9 protein-coding genes are annotated in these 14,426 nt (G+C 72.3%); 3 read left to right on the forward strand and 6 right to left on the reverse strand.

What is annotated here, in order from left to right:
• Window positions 1–78 precede the first annotated feature (78 nt).
• Complete coding sequence (gene acnA, locus ACIBNA_RS18090; RefSeq protein ID WP_399166178.1) at window positions 79–2,796, forward strand: aconitate hydratase AcnA; 2,718 nt, start codon at window positions 79–81, stop codon at window positions 2,794–2,796.
• Between the two features lie 167 nt (window positions 2,797–2,963).
• Window positions 2,964–4,472, forward strand: coding sequence for a sensor histidine kinase (locus ACIBNA_RS18095; RefSeq protein WP_399166179.1), 1,509 nt, complete (start codon window positions 2,964–2,966; stop codon window positions 4,470–4,472).
• An 8-nt stretch (window positions 4,473–4,480) separates the two neighbouring features.
• Here ACIBNA_RS18095 and ACIBNA_RS18100 read toward each other — a convergent pair whose 3' ends face one another.
• From ACIBNA_RS18100 to ACIBNA_RS18120, 5 genes are read right to left on the reverse strand one after another with little or no spacing between them, the layout of a single operon-like run.
• The gene (locus ACIBNA_RS18100; protein WP_399166180.1) at window positions 4,481–5,833 is read right to left on the reverse strand and encodes an ABC transporter substrate-binding protein; all 1,353 of its coding nucleotides are present in this window, start codon (window positions 5,831–5,833) and stop codon (window positions 4,481–4,483) included.
• 60 nt (window positions 5,834–5,893) lie between these two features.
• Entirely contained in the window at window positions 5,894–7,198 is a 1,305-nt protein-coding gene (locus ACIBNA_RS18105; RefSeq protein WP_399166181.1) for a sugar ABC transporter permease, read from the reverse strand.
• Window positions 7,189–7,968, reverse strand: a complete 780-nt coding sequence (locus tag ACIBNA_RS18110; RefSeq protein ID WP_399166182.1) for an ATP-binding cassette domain-containing protein — start codon at window positions 7,966–7,968, stop codon at window positions 7,189–7,191. The genes ACIBNA_RS18105 and ACIBNA_RS18110 overlap by 10 nt, the downstream gene beginning before the upstream one ends.
• A gap of 15 nt (window positions 7,969–7,983) precedes the next feature.
• A complete protein-coding gene (locus tag ACIBNA_RS18115; RefSeq protein ID WP_399166183.1) occupies window positions 7,984–9,066 on the reverse strand; it encodes a substrate-binding domain-containing protein in 1,083 nt (360 codons plus the stop codon).
• A complete protein-coding gene (locus tag ACIBNA_RS18120; RefSeq protein WP_399166184.1) occupies window positions 9,053–11,887 on the reverse strand; it encodes a SpoIIE family protein phosphatase in 2,835 nt (944 codons plus the stop codon). The genes ACIBNA_RS18115 and ACIBNA_RS18120 overlap by 14 nt, the downstream gene beginning before the upstream one ends.
• A 235-nt stretch (window positions 11,888–12,122) precedes the next feature.
• Between ACIBNA_RS18120 and ACIBNA_RS18125 the strand changes: the two genes are divergently transcribed.
• Window positions 12,123–13,043 carry an aminoglycoside phosphotransferase family protein gene (locus ACIBNA_RS18125; RefSeq protein ID WP_399166185.1) on the forward strand — a complete coding sequence of 307 codons (921 nt, stop codon included), beginning with the start codon at window positions 12,123–12,125 and terminating at the stop codon, window positions 13,041–13,043.
• 91 nt (window positions 13,044–13,134) lie between these two features.
• On the opposite strand, the gene ACIBNA_RS18130 is transcribed toward ACIBNA_RS18125, so the two are convergent.
• Window positions 13,135–14,226 carry a lytic polysaccharide monooxygenase gene (locus ACIBNA_RS18130; RefSeq protein WP_399166186.1) on the reverse strand — a complete coding sequence of 364 codons (1,092 nt, stop codon included), beginning with the start codon at window positions 14,224–14,226 and terminating at the stop codon, window positions 13,135–13,137.
• Window positions 14,227–14,426: the final 200 nt, after the last annotated feature.

Below are 14,426 nucleotides of genomic sequence, written 5' to 3' on the forward strand. Positions count from 1 at the left end.
CCTTACCTTAGCGGATCGGTCGAGATGCCGTGGCGGCAGGATCGTGGTGGTACGCGCACATCAATGAAGGAGACTGTCGTGTCGGCGAACAGCTTCGACGCCCGCAGCACGCTGCAGGTGGGCGACGAGTCGTACGAGATCTTCCGGCTGGACAAGGTGGAGGGCTCGGCCCGCCTTCCGTACAGCCTCAAGGTCCTGCTGGAGAACCTGCTCCGCACCGAGGACGGCGCGAACATCACCGCCGACCACATCCGCGCCCTCGGCGGCTGGGACTCGCAGGCCCAGCCGTCGCAGGAGATCCAGTTCACGCCGGCCCGCGTGATCATGCAGGACTTCACGGGCGTTCCCTGTGTCGTGGACCTCGCGACCATGCGTGAGGCCGTGAAGGAGCTGGGCGGCGACCCGGCGAAGATCAACCCGCTGGCGCCGGCCGAGCTGGTCATCGACCACTCCGTCATCGCCGACAAGTTCGGCACGAACGAGGCCTTCGCGCAGAACGTCGAGCTGGAGTACGGCCGCAACCGCGAGCGCTACCAGTTCCTGCGCTGGGGTCAGACCGCGTTCGACGAGTTCAAGGTCGTCCCGCCCGGCACCGGCATCGTCCACCAGGTGAACATCGAGCACCTGGCCCGGACCGTGATGGTGCGAGGCGGCCAGGCGTACCCCGACACGCTCGTCGGCACCGACTCGCACACCACCATGGTCAACGGCCTCGGTGTGCTGGGCTGGGGCGTCGGCGGCATCGAGGCCGAGGCCGCGATGCTCGGCCAGCCGGTCTCCATGCTCATCCCGCGCGTCGTCGGCTTCAAGCTCACCGGTGAGCTCACCCCCGGCACCACCGCCACCGACCTCGTGCTGACCATCACCGAGATGCTGCGCAAGCACGGCGTCGTCGGCAAGTTCGTCGAGTTCTACGGCGAGGGTGTGGCGGCGACGAGCCTCGCCAACCGCGCCACCATCGGCAACATGTCGCCGGAGTTCGGCTCCACCGCCGCGATCTTCCCGATCGACGACGAGACCATCAAGTACCTGAAGCTGACGGGCCGCTCGGAGCAGCAGCTCGCCCTCGTCGAGGCGTACGCCAAGGAGCAGGGCCTCTGGCTGGACCCGAAGGCCGAGCCCGACTTCTCCGAGAAGCTGGAGCTCGACCTGTCGACGGTCGTGCCGTCCATCGCCGGCCCGAAGCGCCCGCAGGACCGTATCGTCCTCGCAGGCGCCGCCGAGCAGTTCAAGCAGGACGTACGCAACTACGTCGACAGCGTGGACGAGGCGGGCCAGGAGTCCTTCCCGGCCTCCGACGCCCCGGCCGTCGCCCCGAACGGCGCCCCGTCCAACCCGGTCACCGTGACCGCCCCCGACGGCTCGACGTACGAGATCGACCACGGCGCGGTGACGGTCGCGGCCATCACCTCCTGCACCAACACCTCCAACCCGTACGTCATGGTCGCCGCCGCCCTGGTGGCCAAGAAGGCGGTCGAGAAGGGCCTGACCCGCAAGCCGTGGGTCAAGACCACCCTCGCCCCGGGTTCGAAGGTCGTCACCGACTACTTCGACAAGGCGGGCCTGACCCCGTACCTCGACAAGGTCGGCTTCAACCTCGTCGGCTACGGCTGCACCACCTGCATCGGCAACTCCGGCCCGCTGCCGGAGGAGGTCTCCAAGGCCGTCAACGACCACGACCTCGCGGTCACCTCGGTCCTCTCCGGCAACCGGAACTTCGAGGGCCGTATCAACCCCGACGTCAAGATGAACTACCTGGCGTCCCCGCCGCTGGTCGTGGCCTACGCCCTCGCGGGCTCCATGAAGGTGGACATCACCCGTGACGCCCTGGGCACCGACCAGGACGGCAACCCGGTCTTCCTGAAGGACATCTGGCCCTCCGAGGCCGAGGTGAACGACGTCGTCGCCAACGCCATCGGCGAGGACATGTTCTCCAAGTCCTACTCGGACGTCTTCGCGGGCGACGCCCAGTGGCAGGCGCTGCCGATCCCGACCGGCAACACGTTCGAGTGGGACCCGCGGTCGACGTACGTCCGCAAGCCCCCGTACTTCGAGGGCATGACGATGGAGACCACCCCGGTCTCCGACATCTCCGGCGCCCGCGTGCTGGCCAAGCTGGGCGACTCGGTCACCACCGACCACATCTCCCCGGCCGGTGCGATCAAGGCCGACACCCCGGCGGGCAAGTACCTCACCGAGCACGGCGTCGAGCGTCGCGACTTCAACTCCTACGGCTCCCGCCGCGGCAACCACGAGGTCATGATCCGCGGTACGTTCGCCAACATCCGCCTGCGCAACCAGATCGCGCCGGGCACCGAGGGCGGCTACACGCGTGACTTCACGCAGGAGGGCGGCCCGGTCTCCTTCATCTACGACGCCTCGCAGAACTACCAGGCCGCCGGCATCCAGCTGGTCGTCCTGGCCGGCAAGGAGTACGGCTCCGGCTCGTCCCGCGACTGGGCCGCCAAGGGCACCGCGCTCCTCGGCGTCAAGGCCGTCATCGCCGAGTCGTACGAGCGCATCCACCGCTCGAACCTCATCGGCATGGGCGTCCTGCCGCTCCAGTTCCCGGAGGGCGCCTCGGCCCAGTCCCTCGGCCTGACCGGCGAGGAGACCTTCTCCATCACCGGCGTCACCGAGCTCAACGAGGGCACCACCCCGCGCACGGTGAAGGTCACCACCGACACCGGCGTCGAGTTCGACGCGGTCGTCCGCATCGACACCCCCGGTGAGGCGGACTACTACCGCAACGGCGGCATCATGCAGTACGTGCTGCGCAGCCTGATCCGCAAGTAAGCGGAGCGGCAAGGCAGTTCACGGCAGTTCGAGGGCCGCGTTCCCGGGTGACCGGGGGCGCGGCCCGCGCCGTTGAGGCCAGGGCCGGGTGGCCGCCGGCACGGGGTCATCGCCCGCGCTCAGGCTGAACACAGGGTTCCCCCAGCGGGCCGGGACAGGATCGGTACATGTCTGGCACCCCTGGGTCACTGCGCACCCGGCTCCTCGTCCGTATCGGTGCCGCCCTCGTCGCCGTCTGTGCCGCGATGGCGCTCGCCGGCGTCCTCGCGCAGCGGGCGTATCTGCTGGACCGTCTGGACGGCCGGGTCATGGACGCCGCCGAACACGGTCTGGCCCATGCCTCGCTGCGGCCGGACGACGACCGGGACCTGGCGTTCCTCGACGGGACCGGGCACCCCGGCGGGCTGCTCGCGGCCCGGCTCGACGCGCACGGCGCGGTCACGGCCGGGGCGGTGACCGGCCAGGACGCCCCACCGCGGAGCCTGACCCCCGGCCAGCGCACCGCCCTGCGCGGCCTCGCCCCCGACGGCACGCCCCACACCCGGACCGTCCCCGGCCTCGGCACCTACCGGGTCACGGGCCTGGACGCGGGCGGGGTCCGTGTCCTCGCCGGACACCCCCTAAGCGACGTACAGGAGATGACGCACCGCCTGGCCGTGGTCGAGGCGGTCGTCGCAGCGGCCGGGCTCGCCGTCGCGGGCTGCGCCTGTGCCGTCGTCGTACGGCGTCAGCCGCGTCCCCTCGGCCGGGTCGCCGCCATCGCCGCCGAGGTCGCCCGGACGCCGCTCGGCCGCGACCGGCTGCCCCGGGTGCCCGAGGCGGACACCGGCCCCGGCAGCGAGGCGGGGCGGGTCGCCGCCGCGCTCAACCGCATGATCGACCATGCCGAGACCGCCCGTGCCGAATGCCGCCGGGGCGAGGAGCGGCTGCGCCGCGGTGAGGAACGCATGCGCCGCTTCCTGGCCGACGCCGGCCACGAACTCCGTACCCCGCTGGCGTCCATCGTCGGTTACGCGGAGCTCATGAACCGCGGCACCGGCCCGGTCGACCCGGCGCCGGCCTGGCGCCGGGTCGCCGCCGAGTCGGCGCGCATGACGGTCCTGGTCGAGGACCTCCTGCTGCTGGCCCGGCTGGACGAGGGCCGCCCCCTGCCGTCCGCCGAGGTGGACCTGGCGGCGCTGGTCGCCGAGGCCGTGCGGCAGGCGCGGGCGGCGGACGCGGACCACGCCTGGCGACTGGCGCTGCGCCTCGACGCGCCGGTCCTGGTCACCGGCGACGAACCGGCCCTGCGCAAGGCCGTGGCGAACCTCCTCGCCAACGCCCGTGCGCACACCCCGCCCGGCACCACGGTCGTGGCCGCGGTGGAGTCCACCGCGTCGCGCCGCATCGTCCGCGTCCGCGACGACGGTCCCGGCATCCCGCCGCACCTCCTCGCCGCCGTGTTCGACCGCTTCACGCGCGCCGACGTCTCCCGCTCGCGCAGCGGCCCGGAAGCCGCGGGATCCGGGCTCGGCCTGGCCGTCGTCGAGGCGATCGCGTCCGCGCACGGCGGGCACGCGGGTGTGCGCAGCGCGCCGGGACACACCGAGTTCACCGTGGACCTTCCTCCCGCTCGGCAGACGAAGGGTGAACTGCCGTCGCCGGCCGGGGCACTGGGGCTCTCCGAGCAGCGGTGACCGCCGGGTCACTCGCCCCGGTACTTCGCCGCCGCTGCCTGAGCGAGGTCCTGCGACTTGTCCAGGGCCGTGTCCACCGACTGCTGCCCGGCGATGGCCGCGGCGATCTGCTCGGAGACCGCCGTACCGAGCACGGCGAACTCGGGAATGCCCAGGAAGCCGATGCCGGTGTAGGGGCGGGGGGCGACGCCGGGGTTCTTCGGGTCGGCGGAGTCGGTCGCCGCCGTGTACTCCTGCCGGTACCAGGCGCCGGCCGCCTGCTGGTACTCGGGGTTGGCGTAGAGCGACTTGCGGTTCCCGGCGGGCGCCGCGGTCCAGCCCACCTCCTGCCCGACCAGCTCCTGGTACTCCTTGGAGGAGGCCCAGGAGATGAACTCCCAGGCGGCGTCCTTGTCGTCGGAGGCCTGCTGGACGCCCCACGCCCAGGTCCACAGCCAGCCGGCCTTCTCGGTCCGGTCGTGCGGGGCCGGGACGTAGCCGACCTTGCCCTTGACCGAGGAACCGTCGGCCTCGATCGACGAGGCCAGCGACGTGGCGTCGTACATCATGGCGCACTTGCCCGCGACGAAGCGGTCGAGGATCTCCAGCACGCCCATCCGTTCGGCGCCGGGCTGGCCGTGGGAGCGCAGTAGGTCGACGTAGAAGCCGACGGCCTTCTTGAACTCGGGTGAGGTCAGGCGCGCGTTCCAGTCCATGTCGTACCAGGTGCCGCCGAAGGTGTTGACGACCGTGTTGATGGGGGCGAGGTTCTGGCCCCAGCCGGGCAGGCCGCGCAGGCAGATGCCGCTCGCGCCGTCGGTGCCGTCGACCTGGGCGGCGAGATCGGCTACCTGCTCCCAGGTCGGGTTCGGCGGCATGGTCAGCCCGTCCTTGCGGAAGAGGTCCTTGCGGTACATCAGGAAGGAGCCCTCGCCGTAGAACGGCTCGGCGTAGAGCCTGCCGTCCTCGCCGGTCAGCGAGGACATCAGGTTCGGGAAGACGTCGCCCTGGTCGAAGTCCTCGTCGGCCTTCACATAGGAGTCCAGCGGGGCGAGCCAGCCGTTGTCCGAGTAGATCGGCACCTCGTAGGCGCTCACGCTCGCCACGTCGTAGTGGCCGGCCTGGGTCGCGAACTCGCGGTTCATCCGCTCCCGCGCCTCGTTCTCCGGCAGCAGGGTGTAGTCGACCGTGATGCCGGTCTCCGCGGTGAAGTGCTTCTTGGTGAGCTTCTTCAGGGTCTGCACCTGGGGCACGTCCGTGGCGAGCACGCTGAGGTCGGCCTGCTCGCCGCCGGGCGGGTCCGTGTCACCGCAACCGGCGAGGACCAGGCCTGCGACGGCCGTGGCGGCCACGGCCGCCCGGACGAGGCGGCTGGGTTTCATGGCACTCCGCCCCTTACCCATCTTTGCTGTTTCTTAGGCATTTCGGGATAAATTCATGACTCAGGGGCGGCCCCGCCGGGCCGCCGCGCGTCTGGAGAGCGCGTCGGCCGCGACGGCGGTCAGCAGCACCCCACCCGTGATCATGAACTGCACGGCGTCCTCCACTCCCAGCAGCCCCATGCCCGAGGCGATCGACTGGATGACCAGCACACCGAGCAGCACGGACCAGGGCGAGCCACGCCCGCCGAACAGGCTCGTACCGCCGATGACGGCCGCGGCGATCGCGTTGATCAGCAGCATCCCGGAACCGGCGGCGCGGGCCGTCGTGGGGCTCGCCGAGGTCAGGCCCGAGGCCACGAACAGCCCGCCGATCGCGGCCAGCGTCCCCGACACCATGAACATCGCGACCCGCACCCGCTCCACGGCGATGCCCGCCCGCCGCGCCGCCTCGACCCCGCCACCGAGCGCGTACACCCGCCGCCCCCAACGGGTGCGGCGCAGCACGTAGTCCGAGACGACGAGGACCACCAGGAAGATCAGCAGCGCGAGCGGCAGCCCCTGGAACCGGTTGAGCGTGTGGGCCGCGGCGAAGACGAGCACCGCGAGGACACCGGTGCGCAACCAGATCTCAACCGTCGGCCGGTACGGCATCCCGGCGGCCCGGTGCCGGGCGCGCTTGCGGTGGGCGGCCAGGAAGTATCCGGCCGTGCCGAGCGCCGCCACCGCGTAGGCCGCCACGTCGTCATCGAAGTGCCGGCTGGTCAGGGAAGCGACCAGGCCCTCCTCGTCGATGTTGATGGTGCCGCTCGCGCCCAGCAGGTCGAGCGTCAGGCCGTTCCAGATCAGCAGCCCCGCGAGGGTCACGACGAACGCGGGCACGCCGAGCCAGGCGAAGAACAACCCGTGGAAGGCGCCCACCGCCATGCCCGCGGCGATCGCCACGATCACCGCGAGCCCCTCCGGCATCCCGTGGTTCACGTTCAGCACCGCGAAGGCGGCCCCCGCCAGGCCGCTGACCGAGCCGACCGACAGATCGATCTCCCGGATCAGCAGCACGAACACGATGCCGACGGCGACCAGACCGGTCCCGACGATGTCCACGCTCAGGTTGGACAGGTTGCGCGGCGAGAGGAACTTGTCGTCCAGCGCCTGGAAGACGATCCAGATCACGATCAGCCCGGCGACCACCAGCAGCGGCCCGCGCTCGGCGTCCCGCACACTGCCGCGCATCTCCAGGGCGTAGTCGCGCAGACTGCCGGGCCAGCCGCGGGTGCGCGGCCCGCGGCCGGGTGCGACCGGCCCGGCGCCGCCGCCCGTCCCGGCGGTTCCGCCGCCCCGGTGCGGCCCGCCCCCGGTCACGGCCACGCCTCCTCGTTGCCCTTCGTGCGATGCGCCACGGCGTTGTCCGCCGCCCCGGTGACGGAGGAGATGATCTGCTCCTGCGTCACGGTGCTCACGTCGAACAGACCGTTGTTGCGGCCCAGCCGCAGTACGGCGACCCGGTCCGCGACGGCCTTGATGTCGCCCATGTTGTGACTGATGAGGATGATCGCCATACCGCGGTCGCGCACCTCCTCGATGAGGTCGAGCAGATGGCTGGTCTGCTCGACCCCGAGGGCGGCGGTGGGCTCGTCGAGCAGCAGGACCTTGGGCGCGCCCATGAGCGAGCGGGAGATCGCGACGGCCTGCCGCTGCCCGGCGGAGAGCGCGGCGACCGGCATGCGCACGTCGGGGATACGGATCGACAGGGCCCGCATCAGATCGCGGGCCCGGCGCTCCATCTCCACCTCGTCGAGGACGCCCACCCGGTCGATCTCCCGGCCGAGGAAGAGATTGCCCACGACATCGAGGTTGTCGCACATGGCGAGGTCCTGGTAAACGGTCGCGATGCCCAGGGCGTGGGCGTCGTGCGGGCGTTTGATCTGCACGAGGCGCCCCTCCCACTCGATGACGCCCCGGTCGGCGGGGCTCACGCCCGAGATCACCTTGATCAGCGTGGACTTGCCGGCGCCGTTGTCGCCCGCCAGGGCCACGACCTCACCGGCCCGGACCTGGAGGTCGACGTCGACGAGCGCCTGTACGCCGCCGAACCGCTTGGAGATGCCACGCAACGCCAGTACGGGTGGATGGACCACAGGGGATCACCTCCCTCACCGGGTGAGCCCGATCCGGTCGCAGGCCGACCGGAGCTTCGGGGTGCAGATCTGGTCGATCGTGTAGACGCCGTCCCGGACGAGCGTCTGCCCGACGGTCTCGGCCGTCACGGAGACCGGGTCGAGCAGCACCGCCGGGACGTCCTTTGTGGTGGGGCTGTCCACGGTCGACGTGACGAGGGCGTCGAGGTCGTTGCCGCGCGCCAGGGCGACGGCCATGGCGGAGGCCGCCTCGGTCTCCTGCCGGAAGGGCTTGTAGACGGTCATGTACTGCTCGCCCTTGACGATGCGCCGCACGGCGTCGAGGTCGGCGTCCTGGCCGGTGACCGGGGGCAGTGGCGAGACGCGGGCGCTCTTGAGCGCCGCGATGACGCCGGCGGCGATCGAGTCGTTGGCCGCGAGCACCCCGTCGATCTCGTCCGGGCCGAGGGCGCTGATCGCGGCGGACATGTGGTCGTGCGCGTTCTCCGTGCGCCAGCCGAGCGTGTTGTACGACTTGAGGATCCGCACCCTGTCCTGGAGCACGGACCGGGCCCCGCCCTCGTACCAGGCGGCGTTGGGGCTGGAGGGGTCGCCGTTCACCATGACGACGCCGCCGTCGTCGGCCCTGGCACCCATGCCCTTCAGCAGCGCATCGCCCTGGAGCCTGCCGACCCGGCCGCCGTCGAAACTGACGAAACCCGAGATCGGACCCTCGGCGAGCCGGTCATAGGCGACGACCGGGATGCCCGCGCGGTCCGCCGCGCGGACCGAGGAGCGCAGCGCCTTGGGGTCGACGACGTCCAGGATCAGGGCGGACACACCCCTGGTGATCATGGAGTTCATCTGGTGCCGCTGGCTCGCCGCGTCGTTCTCCGCGTTGGCGTACACGACCCTGCAGTGCGGGCACAGCTCCTTCACCCGCTTCTCGATCAGGGGCTTGTCGGACTGCTCCCAGCGGGGCACCGCGCGGCTCGGCAGCAGCAGCCCGATGGTGAGCCCGCCCTCGCCCTGCCCGCCGTCCTCGGTACAGCCGGCCGACGCCACCGCCATGACAGCCGCGACGAGCCAGGCCCCCACCCGCCACCTACGGCCCCTCATCCCGGACCTCCCTCCTTGTCCCGGCCTCGTCCCCGGGGGTTGCTCCGGTCCGGGGCCCGGCCGCCGCGGGGTCCCGGGGTCGGCCTTGGCCCGCGTCCGGGCTCGGGGGGCCCGGATTCTCGTTTCGGATGCGGGGCTGGTCGCGGTCCCGGTTCCGCCGCGAGGCACGGCCTCCGCCTCGGTCGCGGATGCGGCCGATGCCCCAGCCCCGGTTGCGGCCGATGCCCCAGCCCCGGTCCCGGCCGGCCTCCCGTTCCTCTGCCGGCTCCACCCACGGTTGCGGGACCGGCTCCGCTTCCGGTTCCCGGTCCGCCTCCTGCTCCTGGCGAGACACGACGATCTCGCTCCACACCTGCTTGCCGCCCCCGACCGGCACCGAGCCCCAGGCCGCCGACAGCGCCTCCACCAGGAAGAGCCCCCGGCCGCCGGTCGACTCCCAGTCCACGACCACCGGCTTGGCCGGCGCCCGCGGCGAGGAGTCGCTCACGGTCACCCGCAGCCGGTCCGCGGCCAGGGTCAGGTCCAGCCGCAGCGCACCCTGCGTGTGCACGAGCGCGTTGGTGACCAGTTCGGACACCACCAGCAGCACGGTGTCGGCCTCGGCCACGACGTCCCACGAACGCAGCGTGCGCGCGCTGAACCGGCGGGCGTGCATGACCGCGTCCGGCAGCCGCCACACCACCCAGCCCGCCCGCACCGGCCGCACCCGCATCCCGTCGTAGCGCAGCAGCAGCAACGCCACGTCGTCCTCCCGGCGGCCGGCCTCGCCGAGCAGGTCGTCCGCCATCCGCCCCGGGTCGGAGGGATCGGCCGCGGCGAGCGCCTCGCCCACGATCCGCATGCCCTCGTCCAGGTCCAGTTCGGCCGACTCGACCAGGCCGTCCGTCACCAGCGCGAGCACCGTGCCGGGCGCCAGCGCCAACGCCGTCATCGGGAACTCCGCGTCCTCCAGCACGCCCAGCGGCAGCCCGCCCTCGACCGTGATCTCCTCCGTGCCGCCGTCGGGATGACGCAGCAGCGGGGACAGATGCCCGGCCCGCACGAACAGCGCGTTGCCCTCCTCCATGTCCAGCTCGACATAGCAGCACGTGGCGAACAGGTCGGTCTCCATGCCCACGAGCAGCCGGTTGGCGTGCGCGACGACCACGTCCGGCGGATGACCCTCCACGGCGTAGGCCCGGACCGCGGTGCGCATCTGGCCCATGATCGTCGCGGCTCCGGCACTGTGCCCCTGCACATCACCGATGACCAGGGCCACCTTCCCCTCCGACAGAGCGATCACGTCGTACCAGTCGCCGCCCACCTGGAGCCCGCGCCGGGCGGGCAGATAGCGGGCCACGGCGGTGCCCCCGGGCAACAGGGGCAGACGGCGCGGCAGCAGGCTGCGCTGGAGCATCGTCGCGAGTTCCTGCTCGGCGTCGTAGGCGTGCGCGCGGATCAGGGCCTGTCCCACCAGCCCCGCGGTCGCCGTCAGCAGGGCCCGCTCCTCGGGCGCGAACTCGTGCGGCGCGTCCCAGCCGACCAGGCACACCCCGGCCACCCTGCCCTTGGCCGGCAGCGGCAGGACCGCGAGCCCGCCGGGGCCGATCCCCGCGAGCCCTGGTTCCAGCACGGCACCCGCCGGCCACAGGCTCATCCGCCCGTCGCGCAGCGCCGCCAGGAGCGTGGGCAGGGCGGTGACCGGCGCGTCGGGCCACTCCGAGCGCCACTCGGAACGCCACAGCTCCGGCCAGGCACCGGCACCCGGCGGATCGAGCACGGTGACCGCCAGCCGGTCCTCCAGCAGCTCGGCGAGCGCCACCCGGTCGGCACCCAGCGGCTCGCGCAGCGCGGCGACCACCACGCGGCTGACGTCCCGGACCGTCGTGGCGTCGTCGAGCGCGGCCGTCAGCCACTGGATCCGGGCGACGTCGCTTGCGCTCCGGCGCAGGACGGGAGCCGCGGTCACCACACCCAGCACCCGCTCCGGGACGCCGTCGGGCCCTTTCAGCACGCGGCAGGACAGGCGCAGCCAGCACAGTTCACCGGTGGCCCGGCGGGTACGGAACTCCAGTTCCCGGCGCCCGGGTGTCTGTGGGGCCGGTTCGAGAACCGACAACAGGGCCGGTACGTCCTCCGGGACGCTGTATGAGAGCAGGGTGTCGGTCTTGCCGTCGAAGCCGCCCTCGGGGATGCCGACCAGTTCCAGCAGGGCCGGGTCGGTCTCGACCAGCCCGGTGCCGGGTGCCAGGGCGAAGGAGCCGACCCCCAGCGTACGCAGGGCGGAATCGAGCAGGGGCGAGGGAGCGGACCGGTCTGCCTCCCCCCGGAGCCGCCCGGCGATCGCCTCGGCATACCGCCGCAGGAACTCCCGCTGCTCGGCCCCGAACCCCTCCCCGGCCTCTCCCACCACGACCAGGCATCCCAGCCACCCGCCGGCGGCCCCCAGCGGCACCGCCCCGAGCGGCGCGCCGGCGGCTCCGCCTTCCTGCCGACCCGCGAGCCACAGCGGCCGCCCGTTGCGAAAGGCCTCGACCACGGCAGGCCCGCTGTCTCCCGACGCCTCCGCGTAGCCCGGCGCCGGGGCGGGCGAGGTGCCCCCGCCGTGCCGCACGCGGCTGGGCAGCCCGTACCGCTCCGGCTCGGCACCGGCCGACTCCACCAGCCGGAGCTCCGCACCGTCCTCGCTCCGTACGTACACCGCCGCCAGCGTCACCCCGGCGAACGTCAGGACCCGTTCCCGCGCGGCGGACTCCGGCGTGGGGCGAGGCGAACCGGTGCCCCCGTTCCCCGGCGCCCGAAGGCCGGGGGCCGCGGTCCGGGCATCGCCGTGATGGGGCATGTCCGCATCCACCTCCCGTCCATGCCGTGGCTACCGGCAGGTGGGAGTCCCCGGAACTCAGGCGACGACGACGCGGCGGATCCACGCCCCACATGAGCGGCAGGGCACCCACACAACAGAATCGCACACCTGGATAACAGCGACATATGGGACCGACGGACCGGCTCGGCCGTCGATCCGGTGATTTCCGGCCACGCGCGTCTCCCACGACCGCCGCCCGCTAACGTTGCGCCGCATGGCCCACACCGAGATCGAGATCACGGCGGCACTGATCCGTGAGCTGCTGCGCGAGCAGCACCCCGACCTGGCCGATCGCCCGGTGCGGCTCGGCGCGCGCGGCTGGGACAACCAGCTCTGGCGCCTCGGTGACGACCTGGCCGTCCGGTTGCCGTGGGCGACGCAGTCCGCGGACGCGCTGCTGCGCAAGGAACACACCTGGGTCCCCTCCCTCGCCCCGCGCCTGCCGCTGAAGGTCCCCGTCCCGCAGCGCCTCGGCGAACCCTCCGAGCGCTTCCCGCGGCCCTGGATCGTCACCACCTGGGTGCAGGGCGCTCCCGCCGACCGCGCCCCCGCCACCCGCGCCGCGGAATCGGCCGAGGCCCTGGCCGCGTTCCTGACGGCTCTGCATCGCCCCGCTCCCGACGACGCACCCCTTGACCGTGGCCGCGGCGGCCCCCTGTCCGACACCGCCGAGGGGTTCGCCCAGCAGCTCGCCGCGGCCACGGAGATGGGACTGCTCCCGGACCCGGACGGGGTCCGCGCGGTCTGGGAGGACGCCGCAGCCGCGCCCGAATGGACGGGCCCGGCGATGTGGCTCCACGGCGACCTGCACCCGGCCAACATCCTCACCGCCGACGGCACCTTCTGCGGCGTGATCGACTTCGGCGCCCTCTGCGCGGGCGACCCGGCCCTTGACCTCGCCGCCGCCTGGATCCTGCTGCCGGACGGCGCCGCCGACCGCTTCCACGACACCTACCGGCCGACCCCGGACCCCGCGACCCTGCGCCGCGCCCGCGGCTGGGCCGTCGGGCGCGCTCTCGCCTGCATCCTCATCGGCGAGGCCGGCGTCCGGGGCCGCCCCGGCGGCAAGTCCACCTGGGGCCCACCGGGCCAGGCCGCCCTGCGCCGCCTGCTGGCGACGGCCGGCCGCCGGTGACTCGGTGCCGCTGCCGCATCACCACGTCCACTGAGCAAGCGGGCCCGGTAGCCGGGACTCACCGGCCACCGGGCCCGCCCGAAGCGACGGTTCAGCCGACCCGGCAGGGCAGGCTCGTCGTACTGTCACCGCCCGAGCCGGAGACCGTGTACCCGAACGTCGTGCTCTTGCCCGGATCGAGGGAGCCGTTCCAGCCTGCGTTGTGGACCATCACCGACTGGCCGTTGTAGGTGGCGTTGCCGCTCCACAGGCTCTCGATCCTCTGGCCGGACGGCAGCGTCCAGTCGACCATCCAGCCGAGCATCGGGACGGTGCCGGTGTTGGTGACGGTCACCTCGGACTGGTAGCCGCCGTTCCAGTTGCCGGTCGTCTTGCGGGTGGCCGTGCAGGTGCCGGGCACCGGCTCGGACGGGGTGCCCGGCTGCTTGATGCCGGTGACCTCGCCTTTGCCGCCGTCGAAGACGACGTCCGAGCAGGAGTAGAAGGTCTCCTGGCTGTCGGAGCGCTGCCAGACCATGTAGATGATGTGGCGGCCCGACTTGCCCTCGGGGAGCTTGCCGGTCCAGGAGTAGTTGGCCTCGACCGTGCCCGGGGAGCCGTTCAGCGGCGGGTGGTCGACACTCAGGAACGGCCGCTCCTCCATGTCGTTCCAGGTGAGCGTCTTGGTCGGGTCGAAGCCGTCCTTGGTGATGTAGACGTAGAACCAACCCGGGTGCGCCGCCCAGGCGTTGTACGAGAAGTCGACCGTCGCGCCCGAGGTGAGGTGGGTGAGCGGCCAGTCCTTGCTGGGCGTGTTGAACCCGGTGAAGTTGGTGTTGCCGCCGCTGCACAGCTCGCCGTCCGGTACGAAGCCCCGGGTGCGGCCGGCGCCGTCCGAGCGGAGCACCGAGAACCAGTTGTAGAACGGCGTGGTGCCGCTGACCTGCTGTGCGGCCCGGCACGCCGGGTTGACCGGCTTGATCTCACCGGTGTCGGTCAGACCGTCCTGCCAGCACAGGAAGGTACGGCTGCCGGGCTTCATGGGAGTGCCGTGCGCCTCCGCCTCACCACCGGCCGTCATGACCAGGCCGAGGGCCGGAACGGTGACGAGCAGGGAGAGCAGGACCAGGAAGAAGGCTCTGGCCCGGGCAGGGAGTACTGATCGGGGAATCGGGGGTCCACCCGGGTTTCTTGTCAGGATCATGACAGCATCGTCCGTTCCTTGAGGTACGGGCCTGTGGATGCGTGTGCGCGGATGCGCGGGGTGGGAGCGACTCGAAGGGCGGGTTCCGGTCCACCCTTATGGGAGCGCTCCCACCCCGCTGTTGCGGAAGTTAGCGCCGAGCGGCGCAGTTGTCTACGGCTGTCGCAGCAGGGCGCCGGTCAGGATTCCGGCGTCACCGG

It is taken from the genome of Streptomyces sp. NPDC050164, assembly GCF_044459945.1.
Classification (GTDB): domain Bacteria; phylum Actinomycetota; class Actinomycetes; order Streptomycetales; family Streptomycetaceae; genus Streptomyces; species Streptomyces coeruleorubidus_A.